Raw genomic sequence first — 14,498 nt, 5'->3', positions numbered from 1 at the left:
CCGGGTTGCACCCCGGGTGGTGCTACCGGATGTGGGTGGTCGGCTCTTCCGGGTCGGGGCGCGGCACCCGCGCCGAGCTGAGGGCGTCGCGGCCACTGGGAGCGGCGACGAACGGGCTGACGTGCGGTTCGGAGGACTCGGCGGCGACGCGCCGGCCGACCCCCTCCAGCACATGCTTGCCGATCAAGCTGTCAGCGGGCAGCTCGATCGGATAGTCGCCGTCGAAACACGCACGGCAGAGCCGGCTCTTCGGTTGCTCGGTGGCCGCGATGAGACCGCTGAGCGACACGTAGCCGAGCGTGTCGGCACCGATCGACCGCCGGATGCCCTCATTGTCCAGGCCATTGGCGAGTAACTCGGCGCGGGTGGCGAAGTCGATGCCGTAGAAGCAAGGCCAGGAAACCGGCGGCGAGGAGATCCGAACATGCACCTCCAGCGCGCCGGCCTCGCGGAGCATTCGCACAATGGCCCGCTGGGTGTTGCCACGGACGATGGAGTCGTCCACGACGACCAGCCGCTTACCCCGAACGTTCTCGCGCAGCGGGTTGAGCTTGAGCCGAATACCGAGCTGACGCAGCGTCTGCGACGGCTGAATGAAGGTCCGCCCGACGTACGGATTCTTCATCAGACCGGCCCCGAAGGTAATACCGGACTCGGCCGCGTAGCCGGTCGCGGCCGGGGTGCCCGACTCGGGCACGGGGATCACCAGATCGGCCGGTACCGGGTGCTCCCGAGCGAGCTGACGACCGATCTGTACGCGAGCCGCGTGCACGTTCCGGCCGGCGATCGTGGCGTCCGGGCGGGCGATGTAGACGTATTCGAAGAGGCAGCCCTTCGGCTCCGGTGCGGCGAAGCGGGCAGAGCGCAGCCCGTCCTCGTCGATGGCGATCAGCTCACCCGGCTCGACCTCGCGGACCACACTGGCACCGACGATATCGAGCGCGGCCGTCTCACTGGCCACCACCCAGCCGCGCTCCAGCCGGCCCAACACCAGCGGGCGGACCCCGTGCTGATCCCGAGCCGCGTAGAGCGTCGACTCGTCCATGAAGACGAAACTGAACGCTCCCCGTAGCTGCGGCAGCACCTCCAGGGCGGCGGCCTCCACCGACAGATCGGGGCGGCTGGCCAGCAGCATGGTCACCAGCGAGGTGTCGTTGGTGGCCCCGTCGCCGGCCAACGCCTGTTCGCCGGCCTCCCGCTGCAGCTCGGCCGTGTTGACCAGGTTTCCGTTGTGGGCCAGGGCGATCGTCGTGCCGGAGGCGGTGGAGCGGATGGTTGGCTGGGCATTCTCCCAGGTGGAGGCGCCGGTGGTCGAGTAGCGGGTGTGCCCGATCGCCACATGCCCGCGCAGACTGGCCAGGGTCGGCTCGTCGAAGACCTGGGCTACCAGACCAAGGTCCTTGTAGACCACCACGCCCGTGCCGTCACTGACTGCGATGCCAGCCGCCTCCTGCCCCCGGTGCTGCAACGCGTACAGCCCGAAATAGGTCAGGTTGGCGACCTCCTCGCCGGGGGCCCAGACCCCGAAGACGCCACAGGCGTCCTGGGGGCCGGGACGCTGGGGGTCAAGGTCGTGGCTCAACCGGCCATCGCCTCGGGGCACCTGCCGCTCCCTCTTGCTGGACTGGCCAGGCGGATCACGGGATCCGCTCCCCGGCCGGGACCGCTTGTCGTCGCTGACAGTGTACGCGAACCCCTACCTACACAGAAAGTCACGAAATCACTGCATCCTGTAATTGCCGACCCGCTGTCACCCGCTAAAGCGGCAGGTACGCGGCCAGGTCCGCCCGGACCCCACTGACCCGTACATGACCCTCGGCGACCGCTTCTGCCCAGGAGACACGTCCCGTCGCGACCCGCAGCCAGGTCTCCGGGTCGGTCTCGACCACGTTCGCCGGGGTGCCCCGGGTGTGCCGGGGGCCCGGGACGCACTGCACTGCGCCATAGGGTGGGACCCGCACCTCCACCGATCGACCGGGTACCCGCTCCGCGAGCACGGTCAACAGGGCACGGACCGCCGCTCGGAGCACTGGACGATCGGGGGTACGCCCCTCGTCAAGCGCTGACAGCGCCGCCACGACGGCAGCGGTCCTAACGTACGAAGGGGTCACAGCGGGACGATACGGCGCACGCGGGGCGGCTCGCACACCGGCCCTGGGTCGCGCCGATCCGACTGGACAAGGCATAGTAGCCCACGGCGTATTCGTACCGTGATGATCCCCGGCCCGGCGACCGCCGGCCACGGGGAATCCAGTGGAAGGCGGTGGACGTGTCAACACACCGACGTGCCTGGAAGCAGCGGGCCGGTGTGGTCGCGGCGTTGCTGGTCGGCGCTCTGCTCACCGTCCCCGCTAGCCCGGCCTCCGCCGCCCCCGTGGTCAGCAAGGTCTCGGCCTCACCGAGCCGGGTCGAGGCGGGCGGAAGCACTACGATCAGCTACTCGATCGAGGCCTCGGCCGACGATCCCGCCAAGGTGAGGGTGACATCCAGCAACGGAAAGCTCACCTGCGCCACCGGCTGCGAGAGGGACGTCGATCAGAACGGGAACTTCCAGGCCACCTTCCGGCTGGCGGACGACGCGGCCGACGGCGAGTCCACGATCACCGTTACCGCCGAGGGCGACGACGGTGACGGTATCGACACCACCACCGTCACCCTGGTCGGCAAGCCGAAGCCACAGCCCAGCCCGACCCAGCCCCCCCAGCCGCAGACGGTGAAGTCGGTCTCCGGCGAGGTGGTCAACCAGAACACCGGCAGCGCGGTACCGGGAGCCCAGGTCGTCCTCCAGGACTCCGAGAACAACAGGTTCGACACCAGCACCGACAACGGGGGAAACTTCCGGTTCACTGGCAGCACCCAGAACCCGATCGCCCCCGGCCAACTCGTCATCGGCGCCAGCATCGACGACTTCACCGCCACCAAGACCCTGAATGCCTCCACCGGGCAGAGCGTCTCCGGCCAGCGGATCTCACTCAAGATCGAAGCGCCGACCCCGAGCCCCACCGCATCATCGAGTATCGAGCCGGCACCGACCGTGGGGGTGGAGGAACAGACCGACGAGCCGGTCGAAGCCGCCGTGGACACCCCCGTGGCGAACGCCGACAACGAGGAGTCCGGCGGCATCGGCTCGCTGCTGATCATCCTGCTCGGTGGCCTCCTCGTAGCAGCCGGCGTCGGCACCATGGTGCTGCTGTGGCTCCGCCGCAAGGAGACCGACGACGAGGACGAGGCGGACGCCACCCCCTCCGGCGCGGCCACGGGTGCCGTCCCGGTTGCCCGCGGTAGCTACGGCGGCACCGACGATCAGACGCGGATCGTGAATCCGACCGCGGCAGCGCCGACGATGGTCGGCGGCGGGGACCCGGCCCTCGCCGAAGCTCCCACGATGATGCACAGCCCGGTGATTGACGATGTCCCACCGGACCCCTACGGCGCTCCGCCGCAGCCCTACAACGCGTCCGTTGGCCAGTCCAGCTGGGCCGACAGCGGCTACGGCGCCACGTCCCCCGCGTCCGGCGGCGGCTACGGCGCCACGCCCCCCGCGTCCGGCGGCGGCTACGGCGCCACCGACTACGGCATGTCCTCGTCGGCCGGAACCGGCTACCCTGCCGCCTCCGGCGGATCCGCTGGCTACGACGATCGGTACGACGAAGCAACCGGCCGCTACCAGACGGCCGCCACGCAGTACCCGGCCCCGGCCGACCCGTACCCCACCGGGAGATACCAGCAGGACGCCGGCTACAGCCAGACCGAGCCCGCGTACGGACAGGGGGCCGAGCCGGCCAGCGGCTACGACCAGCGGGGGGGCTACGGCGGCTACGGCTACGACCAGCAGGGCGGCTACAACCAGGAACCACCCGCCCAGCACGGCGGGTACAACCAGGAAGCACCCGCCCAGCACGGCGGCTACGACGACCGCGGGTATGGCCAGGGCGGCTACAGCTACGACCAGCAGGGCAGCTACCACCAGGAACCACCCGCCCAATACGGCGGCTACAACCAGGAACCACCCGCCCAGCACGGCGGCTACAACCAGGAACCACCCGCCCAGCACGGCGGCTACGACGACCGCGGGTATGGCCAGGGCGGCTACGACGACCGTGGTGGGTATGGCCAGGGCGGCTACGGTGGTGGCTACGGGGACCCGACGCAGGCCGATCGGGCTCGGTCCGACGCTCCCCCGCCGGACCGGGGCGGTCGCCGGCTGGACTGGCTGGACGACTGACAAGCTGACTGGACAACTGACAACAGAATCCGGCCCGGCTGAGATCAGCCGGGCCGGATCGCTTTCTCAGATCGGGTGCCGGACCGGGCGGGGCCGGCACGGCAGGGTCACACCGGCTCGCTCGGTCCCCCCGGCTGCGGCTCGGAGGTGGCGGCCGGCGAGGTGGCGAGTTCCGCTCCGCCGAAGAGGCGGGGCAGGGTGGCGCTGTGCGCCGCACGCAGCTCCGCCAGGCTGAGCCCGAACTGCCCGTGCAACTCCAGCGTCCCACCCGCCGGATCGGTGACGCCGATCAGCTCGCACGGCACGCCATGCTCGGCGGCCAGCGCGGTGAACGCCTTCTCGTGCCCACGCGGCACCGAGACCAACACCCGGCCAGCAGACTCGCTGAACAGGAAGACGAACGGCATCGAGCCGCCAGTGAACTGCTCCGGCAGCGTGATCCGGGCGCCGACATCCCGGCGCAGGCAGGACTCGACCAGGCTCTGCGCGAGGCCACCATCGGAGAGGTCGTGTGCGGAGCTGAGGTGCCCACCCTGGGCCGCCACCGCCATCAGGTCGGCGATCGCCCGCTCGCGGTCGAGGTCCACCCGAGGCGGTACGCCGCCGAGGTGTTCGTGGGTGGTCCACGCCCACTCCGAGCCGGACAGCTCCACGTGCGTCTCGCCGAGCAGGTAGATCTGGTCCTGACCGTCGTCGCGCGGGACGAAGCCCATCGGGATGCGGTCGGCCACGTCGTCCAGCACGCCGAGGACGCCCACCACCGGGGTCGGGTGGATGGCTGCCGCACCGGTCTGGTTGTAGAAGCTGACGTTACCCCCGGTCACCGGGATGCCCAGCTCGCCGCAGCCGTCGGCGATGCCCCGGACGGCCTCGGCGAACTGCCACATCACGCCCGGGTCCTCCGGCGAGCCGAAGTTGAGGCAGTCAGTGACGGCGATGGGCTTCGCGCCGCTCACCGCCACGTTCCGGTACGCCTCGGCCAGCGCGAGCTTGGCGCCGTGGTACGGGTCGAGGCGTGCGTACCGGCCGTTGCCGTCGACGGAGAGCGCGATGCCGATGCCACTGCGCTCGTCAATCCGGATCACACCCGAGTCCTCGGGCTGGGCGAGCACGGTGTTGCCGAGCACGTACCGGTCGTACTGCTCGGTGACCCAGGTCTTGTCCGCGAGGTTCGGCGAGGCGATCATGCGCAGGACCGTCTCCCGCAGGGCCTCCGGGTCACTCGGCCGGGACAGGGTCTCCGCTCGGTCGGCCTGAACCAGAATCAGGTCGGCCGGCTCCCGCATCGGCCGGTTGTACACCGGGCCGTCGTCGGCCAGCGAACCCGGCGGGACGTCAACGACCAGATGGTCTCGCCAGGTGACGACCAGGCGGCCCGGCTCCCCGTCCGCCCCGCGCGGGGTGACCTCGCCGATCGCGGTGGCGAGCACGCCCCACTTCTCGGCGGTCTTGAGCACCGCCTCCAGCTTCTCCGGCTCGACCACCAGCAGCATCCGCTCCTGGGACTCGCTGGCGAGGATCTCGTGCGGCTCCATCGAGGCTTCCCGCAGCGGGACCCGCTCGAGCCAGACCCGCATGCCGGTGCCCGCGGCGGCGGCGGTCTCGGCGAGGGCACAGGTCAGCCCGGCGCCGCCGAGGTCCTGGATGCCGACGACGAGCTGCTCGTCGTAGAGCTCCAGGCAGGCCTCGATGAGCAGCTTCTCGATGAACGGGTCGCCCACCTGCACCGAGGGGCGGCGCTGCTCGCTGCGCTCGTCGAAGGTGGCGCTGGCCAGCACCGACACGCCGCCGATGCCGTCCCGGCCGGTCTTGGCGCCCATCAGCACCACGACGTTTCCGTCGCCGGCGGCGGCCTTGTTCTGGAGTCGGTCGATCGGCAGTACCCCGACGCAGAGGGCGTTGACCAGCGGGTTGCCCTGGTAGCAGGGGTCGAAGACGACCTCGCCGCCGACGTTCGGCAGGCCAAGGCGGTTGCCGTAGCCGCCGACCCCGGCGATCACGCCGGGTAGCACGCGAGCGGTGTCGGGGTGGTCGGCCGCGCCGAAGCGCAGCGGGTCCATCACCGCGACCGGGCGCGCACCCATGGCGAGGATGTCCCGGACGATGCCGCCGACGCCGGTCGCCGCACCCTGGTAGGGCTCGACGAAGCTCGGGTGGTTGTGCGACTCGACCTTGAAGGTCACCGCGAGCTCGTCGGAGACCCGGACCACGCCCGCGTTCTCCCCGATGCCGGCGAGTAGCCGGTCGCTGGACGGGGCCTTCTCCCCGAACTGGCGCAGGTGCACCTTGCTCGACTTGTAGGAGCAGTGCTCGCTCCACATGATCGAGTACATGGCCAGCTCGGCCTGGGTGGGCCGCCGGTCAAGCACCTGCCGGATCCGCTGGTACTCGTCGTCTCGCAGACCGAGGTCGGCGTAGGGCTGAAGCTCGTCCGGGCTGTCGCCGGCGTGGGGGACGGTGTCCACGCCGCCGGCCCAGCCGACGATGTCGGCGCCTCGGTCCGGCGCAGCCGTCGCTCCGGTTGCCGCGGCGTCTGAGGTGTCCCGGGCCGGGTCCTGGGTGGTCATGGCCTCTCCTTGTTACGCAGCGGGCCGCCCGTCGGGCGGGTGAGCCGACCGATGATGCCGCCTGCGGTCACGCCGCGGTCTCCACCAGGTGCTTGAGCGCCGAGGTGAAGAAGCCGAGGCCGTCCAGGGAGGGGCCGGTGAGCTCCTCCACCGCGTGCTCCGGGTGCGGCATGATGCCGACGACGTTTCCGGCGGAGTTGGTGATGGCGGCGATGTCCCGCTGGGACCCGTTCGGGTTGCCCACGTAACGGGCGACCACCCGGCCCTCGGCTTCGAGCTGGTCCAGCGTCGCGGCGTCCGCGACGTAGCAGCCCTCGCCGTTCTTGACCGGAATCAGCACCTCCTGGCCGGGCTGGAACGCGTTGGTCCAGGCGGTGCCGGCCGACTCGATGCGCAGGACTTGGTCCCGGTTGCGGAAGTGCAGGTGCTGGTTTCGGGTCAGCGCACCGGGCAGCAGGTGGGCCTCGCAGAGGATCTGGAAGCCGTTGCAGATGCCGAGCACCGGCAGACCCGCTCGGGCGGCGTCCACGATCGTCTCCATCACCGCGGCGAACCGGGCGATGGCGCCGCAGCGCAGATAGTCGCCGTACGAGAAGCCGCCGGGCAGGACGACGGCGTCCACCCCGTGCAGCTGCGGGTCGGCGTGCCAGAGACGGACCGGCTCGGCGCCGGCGAGCCGAACAGCCCGCGTGGCGTCCCCGTCGTCGAGCGAACCGGGGAACGTGACCACGCCCACTCGGGCGGTCACGGTTGGGCGTCCACGGTCTCGCCATCCTCGGCCAGCCGGATGGTGAAGTCCTCGATGACCGGGTTGGCGAGCAGCTTGTCGGCGATCTCCCGGGTCTGGTTCAGATCTGGCTCCCCGGTGAAATCAATCTCGATCCGCCGGCCGATCCGGACCGAGGCGACATCCTCGACGCCGAGCCGAGGCAGCGCGTTGGCGACGGCCTGTCCCTGCGGATCGAGAATCTCCGGTTTGAGCATGACGTCGACGACGACGCGAGGCACTGGGCACTCCTGACTGTGTACGCAGTTGGGTGCCGACCCACAAGGGGCGAGCGCAGCCAGCCTACCTGGCAGATACCGCGCCGCCCGCACCGGCCGCATGCGGATAGGGCAATCTCCGACGCGGTTAAGGCGGGCACAAAGTCCGATGCCTTTCCGTTGTGATCTCGATGCAATTTCGTTGCCACCGACCACTTCGTTGACGGGCCTACCAACGGAGCAATACCACCCCGGAGAATGCAAGGCCTTCAATTTCCATCCCCGCAACCACCGCCGGCTCAGACCCACCAGCAGATCGGTGCGACCAGCGGAATCAGCCTCCGGATGCGCGGGCGGTGTCGCATACAACCGCTCCTGGATCGCCCCGGTTTCCGGTGTCCGACGGTTAGCGCCACCACGACGCAGGTGGTCTACCAAGCGCCGACCGTCCGCGCCGCGCTGTTTTTCACCATCCGATCAGGTGAACAAGGCCCCCGTTCGACCCCAGCGCCGGCTGACAGCATCAGAACCGTGCTGGTCGTGACGACGGATCAACTACCCGGTTATGAGGTCCGCCAGATCCTCGGCGAGGTGGTCTCCTCGATGGCCAGGACCCGTAACCCGTACCGCGAGGGCGTGAAGAACCTCCGGGGCGGCGCGTACGACCCGATGGCGCCGGACAACCTCACCCGCTGGCGGGCCGACTCGGTGTCCCGCCTCGGCGAGGAGGCCCGCCGGCTCGGCGCGAACGCGGTGATCGGGATGCGGTTCGACAGCCGGGACTGCGGCGAGATGTGGATGGAGATCTGCGCCTACGGTACGGCGGTGATCGTGGTACCCAAGGTCGCCGACGTTATGCCCCCCGACCAGCCCCTGGTGGCGGCGGAGACCGCACACGAGCCGAAGATCACGCCGGAGCCCAGCGGCATCGGCGAGCCGGCCACCGCACCCGACCTGCGGAGCGCGGCCGAGACTCCCACCCCCGAGCCCTGACCCCGCCACGTCCCCACCCGCGAGGGCCGCCGACGGCCCAGGGCGCGGGGCGGGGACAGCGGCGATCAGAGGATCGGCGACGGGCTGTACGCGGCGGCACCGGGGTGGCGATCGAGAACCGCCGCGACTCGCTGCACCACCGCCTGGACCTGGGCGGGGGCGGCACCGACGAAGGCCGTACGGTCGGCCACCAGGTCGGCGATGTCGGCGCGGGTCAGGTTCAGCCGGTCGTCGGCGGCGAGCCGGTCGAAGAGGTCGTTCTCGGTGGCGCCCTTCTCCCGCATCGCCAGCGCGACCGCCACCGCGTGCTCCTTGATCACCTCGTGGGCGACCTCCCGGCCGACGCCCCGCCGTACCGCCGCGACCAAGATCTTGGTGGTGGCCAGGAACGGCAGGAAGCGCTCCAACTCCCGGTTGACCACGGCCGGGTACGCGCCGAACTCGTCCAGCACGGTGAGGAACGTCTGGAACAGCCCGTCAGCGGCGAAGAAGGCGTCCGGCAGCGCCACCCGGCGCACCACCGAGCAGGAGACATCCCCCTCGTTCCACTGGTCGCCGGCGAGCTCGCCGACCATCGACAGGTAGCCACGAATGATCACCGCGAAGCCGTTCACCCGCTCCGACGACCGGGTGTTCATCTTGTGCGGCATCGCGCTGGACCCGACCTGGCCCGGCTGGAAGCCCTCGGTCGCCAACTCCTGGCCGACCATCAACCTGATCGTGGTGGCCAACGCCGACGGCCCGGCCGCCACCTGGGCCAACGCCGAGAGCACGTCGAAGTCGAGCGAACGCGGGTAGACCTGCCCGACGCTGTCCAGCACCCGGCCAAACCCGAGGTGCTCCGCCACCCGACGCTCCAACTCGGCCACCTTGCCGGCGTCCCCGTCGAGCAGGTCGAGCTGGTCGGCGGCGGTGCCGACCGGGCCCTTGATCCCCCGCAGCGGGTACCGCCCGATCAGGTCATCCAGCCGCTCGTACGCGATCAACAGCTCCTCCGCCACCGAGGCGAACCGCTTGCCCAGCGTGGTGGCCTGCGCCGCCACGTTGTGCGAACGCCCCGCCAGCACCAGGTCGGAGTGCTCGACGGCGAGCCGGGACAACCGGGCCAGGGTGGCGACCACCCGGTCCCGGATCAGCTCCATGGAGGCCCGCACCTGAAGCTGCTCGACGTTCTCGGTCAGGTCCCGGGAGGTCATGCCCTTGTGCACGTGCTCGTGCCCGGCGAGCGCGCTGAACTCCTCGATCCGCGCCTTCACGTCGTGTCGGGTGACCCGCTCCCGCTGCGCGATCGAGGCCAGGTCGACCTGGTCGAGCACCCGCTGGTACGCCTCGACCACCCCGTCCGGCACGTCCACGCCGAGATCCCGCTGGGCGCTGAGCACCGCCAGCCAGAGCCGCCGCTCCATCCGGATCTTCTCCTCCGGGGACCAGAGGGTGACCAGCTCGGGGGAGGCGTACCGGTTGGCGAGCACGTTCGGGATCGTCGTCACGGCCCTATTCTCCGGTACCCGGGTGCTACATCCGGTCCGGGGTGGCGATGCCGAGTAGGTACAGGCCCTGCCGGAGGACCCGGGCGGTGAGGTCGCAGAGAGCCAGCCGGCTGTCGCGTACCGCGTCCTCGGCCCGCAGCACCGGGCAGGCTTCGTAGAAGCCGCTGAAGGTGGTGGCGAGGGTGTGCAGGTAGCCGGCGAGCCGGTGGAACTGCAGGGTCTGCTCGACGGCGGCCACCACGGCTCCGAAACCCGCCAGTTCGAGGGCGAGGGCGTGTTCGGCCGGGTGCCCGATCGTGATCGGGGCGGGGGTGAACCGCTCGATCCCGGCCCGACGGAAGATGGACCGGATCCGGGCATGGGCGTACTGCAGGTACGGGGCGGTGTTGCCGTCGAGGGAGAGCATCCGCTGCCAGTCGAAGACGTAGTCCCTGTTCCGGTCGGTGGACAGGTCGGCGTACTTGATGGCACCGATGCCGACCGCGCGGGCGACTTCAGCGACCTCCGTCGCGGAGAGGTCGGGGTTCTTCTGCCGGGCCAACTCGGCGGCCCGGGTCACGGCCTCCTCGAGCAGCCCGACAAGTTTGACCGAGTCACCGGTCCGGCTGCGCAGCATCCGGCCGTCCGAGCCGAGGATCGAGCCGAAGCCGAGATGCTCGGCCCGCGCCGGTGGGCTCAGCCAGCCGGCCTGCCGCGCGACCGCGTACACCAGCTCGAAGTGCTGACGCTGCGGCAGGCCGACGACGTAGAGCAACCGGGTCGCGCCGAGATCCTGGGTGCGGTGGCGGATCGCCGCCAAGTCGGTGGCGCCGTAGCCGTAGCCGCCGTCCCGCTTCCGCACAATGATCGGTAGCGGCTGCCCGTCGCGGCCGGTGAAGCCGGCCGGAAAGACGCAGGCGGCGTCGCCGCTCTCCTGCAGCAGGCCGAGCCGGTCCAGCTCGTCGGTCACCGGGGCGAGCCGGTCGTTGTAGTAGCTCTCCCCGCGGAAGTCCCGCTCGGTCAGGAGGACGCCGAGCTGGTCGTAGACGGTGAGGAAGTACTTCTCCGACTCGGCGACGAGCAGCCGCCACAGCCGCAGCGTCAGCTCGTCGCCCCGCTGCAGGGCGACCACCCGCCGCCGGGCCCGCTCCCGGAACGCGTCGTCGGCGTCGAACTTGGCCCGGGCCGCCTTGTAGAACGAGTCCAGGTCCCCGACGGACAACTCGTCGGCAGCCTCCGACTCACCCAGGTCGAGCAGGTGCTCGATGAGCATCCCGAAGGGGGTGCCCCAGTCACCCAGGTGGTTGGCCTTGATCACGTGGTGCCCGCGCCATTCGAGCAGCCGTACGGTGGCGTCACCGATCACGGTCCCCCGCAGGTGCCCGACGTGCATCTCCTTGGCCACGTTCGGCGACGAATAGTCGACCACCACCGTCTCCGTCGCGGCGCTGGGCGCAACCCCGAGCCGGGGGTCGACGGCCGCCGTCGACAGCAGCGTGCCGAGCGCCGGGTCGGCGACCGTCAGGTTGAGGAAACCGGGACCCGACACCGCCACCGCTGAGCAGAGGTCCGCCAACTCCACCCGGCCCAGCACCTCGGCCGCGATGTCCCGGGGCCGGCGACCAAGCCGACGCGCCAGGGAGAGGGCGGCGTCGCACTGGTAGTCGGCGTGCTGCGACCGCCGCAGAACCGGGTCAACCGGCGCCCCGGCCACCGCCGAGAACGCCGGTGCCAGCCGGTCCGCCAGCAACTTCTCAAGATTCATGAAAGGTACGCCAATCTCGGGGGAGCGGATCGACGACCAGGGTGTCCGGCGGATCGATCCGCCGGACACGAAGGGTCAACTCAGGCGGTCGAGGACGGGTCGCCGGAGTTCAATGCTGGACACGGGCCGAAACTACCGAAACTCGGGCGCACCGTCGACCGATTTCCGCCCGCGATGCGCCCAGAATCGGGCCCGGGACTACCCCCGCTGGTCGTAGTGCAGCTCGTGCCGGTGGCTGCCCTTGATGAGGATCGACACCTCGACCGGTCTGTCGTCACCCGATCGGATCACCCGTAGCTGGCGGAGCACCGGTACGTACGGCGGCAGGTCGAGCGTTTCGACCTCCTCCGTCGTGGGCATCCGCGCGGAGACCCGGTCCCGCGTCTGCCGCTGCGGGTACCCGAGATCCGCCAGCACCCGCGGAGCGCCACCCGGGATCTTGCGCCGCTCGGCGAGCTCCGTGCCGCTGGCGATGGCCGCCGGATAGTACGACCAGGACAGCTCGACCGGCTCGTCACCGCACACCAGCAGCCGATGCCGCAGGACCGCTCGTTCGCCCGCGCCGATCCCCAGTTCCCGCGCCACCTCGGCTGGCGGCACCACCTCTGCCACCGAGCGGAGCCGGTAGGCGTACCCGTCGGAGGTGGGAGCGAGGTAAGCCGACGCCGCCACCACCAGCGGTCGCCTCGGTCGAACGTAGACGCCCTTTCCCACCTCGCTGTAAACAGAGCCCTCCGCCTTCAGCGCACCGAGGGCACGCTGGACTGTCGCGGTGGCAGCGGAGTACTGCTGCACGAGCGTCGGGATCGACGGCAACGCTGACCCTGGCGGCAACTCGCCGGACATGATGCGGGATCGCAAGTCTGCCGCGACCTGCTCATGACGGGGACGGCTGTCGGATCCACTCGCCATGTCCGCTGCTCCGCTCCGTCAGTCGATCGTCAGCTCATACCGGAGGCGTCGCCCCCACGGCACCATCGTCATGACGCTGACCTCGACCGGAAAGTCGTCCTGCGTGCTCAACACCCGGGTGAGACCCAGCGCCCACTCATGCTCGGCCAGGCCAAGCAGGCGCCGTTCAGCTGGCTCCGGCAAGCGGGTGTAGACATCCTCTCGTACCCGTCTCGGACGATAGCCCACCTCGGCGAGGAGTCGGACGGCCCCACCGCGGATCTTCCGTTGTTCGGCGAGAGCGGTACCACGGGCGATGGAGACCGGATAGTACGAGTCCGTTAGTTCCACCGGCTCGTCATCCAGCAGCATCAACCGCCTTCGGACGGCCACCGGGTCGCCCGGTGCCACTCGTAACGCCGCAGTCACCTCAGCGATCGGAACCACCTCACCGACCGCGAGTATTCGCTGCGTCCCGCTTCGGCCCTGCCCCGCAGCGTCGGCGGCCCATACGTCTCCAGCACGAGTCACGTCCGGTTGGACATAGGGCATCGAGACACTCAGCCAGTCAGATCCGCCCATCGCTGCCTCCCGCGGTTCCTTGTCGCGTCAGCGTATCCGTCTATGCCTGCTCATACATCGCCACACCTTGCTGCTTTACTCGAACGGCAGTAAAGTTGCAGCGGTCGTCGCCCAATGGCGCACAACAGCCTTGGCGGGGTGGACGCAGCGGGCCAACAGCGCCTCCGGCCGCCGGCGTAGCCCCTCGGTTCACCGTGTGCGCCCACCCAAGCTGACAGGAGCGGAGCATGGGTATCTACCGATCAGCAACCAGTTGGACTCGTGAAGAGGCGGAGGCTGAGGCAGCGCACAAGATCCTGGCCAACCACGTGGCCGACCCGGAGAATGGTTGCTGCGGGATCTGCCTGGCGCCTGGTCCGTGCGGTCCCGCCAATACAGCGGCAAACCGCTTGGTCGACCTGGGGCGGCCGGTGTTGCGCGCCGAATCGAGACGCGAACGGCGGGCCGGGTGGCGGGGCTGGTTCGGCTCCACCGGGGCGGTTCCGGCGACGGGGTCAACGCGGTGGCGTCGGGCGCCGCTGCTCACTTTTGCCTGGCTCCTCCGGCTCGGGGTCATCTCGTGACCGCTGGCCTGCCCTTCGGCGTGGGTAGCGTGGTGCAACTTGCTGAACAGCACTACTGCTACGGCCTGGGCACCCTGACCCTGCGCATCGTCGAGGTGGGACGCCGGGTACGGCGCACGGACGGGCTCTGGATCCACGTGCGTGGCGTTCAACTTGGAGGCCCGCCACGCCAGCGACGGATCCTGGCCCGCCTGGACGCCATCCAGACACAGCCGGCACCCATCCCGATCACACACATACCGGTCCGACCGGGATGGGACTGCGCCGGCTGCGGGGCGGCGTGGCCCTGCCCGGAACGTCGGCGACGCCTACTCGACCGGTACGCGGGCAGCCCCGCAGCGCTCGGCATCTACCTGAGCACCCAGATGACGGCGGCGGTATCCGACCTGCGGCACATTCCTCCCGAGGAGTTGTACGAACGGTTCCTGGGCTGGCTGCGACTGACCTAACGCCGTGGGC

At 70.2% G+C, this 14,498-nt stretch carries 12 protein-coding genes; 3 read left to right on the top strand and 9 right to left on the bottom strand.

Going from position 1 to position 14,498, the window contains the following annotated elements; genetic code table 11:
* Nucleotides 1-22 precede the first annotated feature (22 nt).
* Entirely contained in the window at nt 23-1,603 is a 1,581-nt protein-coding gene (gene purF, locus SALPAC2_RS0117500; protein ID WP_026184839.1) for an amidophosphoribosyltransferase, read from the bottom strand.
* 154 nt (nt 1,604-1,757) lie between these two features.
* On the bottom strand, nt 1,758-2,111 hold the full coding sequence (locus tag SALPAC2_RS0117495) for a sterol carrier family protein (protein ID WP_026184838.1): 354 nt from the start codon (nt 2,109-2,111) through the stop codon (nt 1,758-1,760).
* 152 nt (nt 2,112-2,263) lie between these two features.
* On the opposite strand from SALPAC2_RS0117495, the gene SALPAC2_RS0117490 reads away from it, so the two are divergent.
* Entirely contained in the window at nt 2,264-4,225 is a 1,962-nt protein-coding gene (locus SALPAC2_RS0117490; protein WP_033661839.1) for a hypothetical protein, read from the top strand.
* A gap of 107 nt (nt 4,226-4,332) precedes the next feature.
* Here the strand turns inward: SALPAC2_RS0117490 and purL are convergent, their stop codons facing one another.
* The 3 genes from purL to purS form a co-directional block, all read right to left on the bottom strand.
* A complete protein-coding gene (gene purL, locus SALPAC2_RS0117485; protein WP_018217932.1) occupies nt 4,333-6,792 on the bottom strand; it encodes a phosphoribosylformylglycinamidine synthase subunit PurL in 2,460 nt (819 codons plus the stop codon).
* A gap of 67 nt (nt 6,793-6,859) precedes the next feature.
* Complete coding sequence (gene purQ / locus SALPAC2_RS0117480; RefSeq protein ID WP_018217931.1) at nt 6,860-7,540, bottom strand: phosphoribosylformylglycinamidine synthase subunit PurQ; 681 nt, start codon at nt 7,538-7,540, stop codon at nt 6,860-6,862.
* The gene (gene purS, locus SALPAC2_RS0117475; protein ID WP_018217930.1) at nt 7,537-7,800 is read right to left on the bottom strand and encodes a phosphoribosylformylglycinamidine synthase subunit PurS; all 264 of its coding nucleotides are present in this window, start codon (nt 7,798-7,800) and stop codon (nt 7,537-7,539) included. Before purS ends, purQ begins: the two co-directional genes overlap by 4 nt.
* Nucleotides 7,801-8,202: 402 nt before the next feature.
* On the opposite strand from purS, the gene SALPAC2_RS0117470 reads away from it, so the two are divergent.
* Nucleotides 8,203-8,769, top strand: a complete 567-nt coding sequence (locus SALPAC2_RS0117470) for a YbjQ family protein (RefSeq protein ID WP_018217929.1) — start codon at nt 8,203-8,205, stop codon at nt 8,767-8,769.
* A gap of 65 nt (nt 8,770-8,834) precedes the next feature.
* Here SALPAC2_RS0117470 and purB read toward each other — a convergent pair whose 3' ends face one another.
* The 4 genes from purB to SALPAC2_RS0117450 all read right to left on the bottom strand — a co-directional run bounded on the left by purB (nt 8,835) and on the right by SALPAC2_RS0117450 (nt 13,476).
* Entirely contained in the window at nt 8,835-10,259 is a 1,425-nt protein-coding gene (gene purB / locus SALPAC2_RS0117465) for an adenylosuccinate lyase (RefSeq protein WP_018217928.1), read from the bottom strand.
* Nucleotides 10,260-10,284: 25 nt separating this feature from the next.
* A complete protein-coding gene (gene argS, locus SALPAC2_RS0117460) occupies nt 10,285-12,003 on the bottom strand; it encodes an arginine--tRNA ligase (RefSeq protein ID WP_018217927.1) in 1,719 nt (572 codons plus the stop codon).
* Between the two features lie 198 nt (nt 12,004-12,201).
* On the bottom strand, nt 12,202-12,915 hold the full coding sequence (locus tag SALPAC2_RS0117455) for a GntR family transcriptional regulator (protein ID WP_026184836.1): 714 nt from the start codon (nt 12,913-12,915) through the stop codon (nt 12,202-12,204).
* Between the two features lie 18 nt (nt 12,916-12,933).
* The gene (locus SALPAC2_RS0117450; RefSeq protein WP_026184835.1) at nt 12,934-13,476 is read right to left on the bottom strand and encodes a GntR family transcriptional regulator; all 543 of its coding nucleotides are present in this window, start codon (nt 13,474-13,476) and stop codon (nt 12,934-12,936) included.
* Between the two features lie 559 nt (nt 13,477-14,035).
* Here SALPAC2_RS0117450 and SALPAC2_RS0117445 point away from each other — a divergent pair.
* A complete protein-coding gene (locus SALPAC2_RS0117445; protein ID WP_018217924.1) occupies nt 14,036-14,488 on the top strand; it encodes a hypothetical protein in 453 nt (150 codons plus the stop codon).
* Nucleotides 14,489-14,498 lie beyond the last annotated feature (10 nt).

This window comes from Salinispora vitiensis (assembly GCF_000378825.1).
Classification (GTDB): Bacteria; Actinomycetota; Actinomycetes; order Mycobacteriales; family Micromonosporaceae; genus Micromonospora; species Micromonospora vitiensis.
This window is presented reverse-complemented; position numbering and strand designations above follow the sequence as displayed.

Coding starts and splice junctions, on each gene's coding strand:
- argS (WP_018217927.1), bottom strand. CDS start 12,003: ATGAATCTTGAGAAGTTGCTGGCGGACCGGCTGGCACCGGCGTTCTCG.
- SALPAC2_RS0117450 (WP_026184835.1), bottom strand. CDS start 13,476: ATGGGCGGATCTGACTGGCTGAGTGTCTCGATGCCCTATGTCCAACCG.
- purL (WP_018217932.1), bottom strand. CDS start 6,792: ATGACCACCCAGGACCCGGCCCGGGACACCTCAGACGCCGCGGCAACC.
- SALPAC2_RS0117455 (WP_026184836.1), bottom strand. CDS start 12,915: ATGGCGAGTGGATCCGACAGCCGTCCCCGTCATGAGCAGGTCGCGGCA.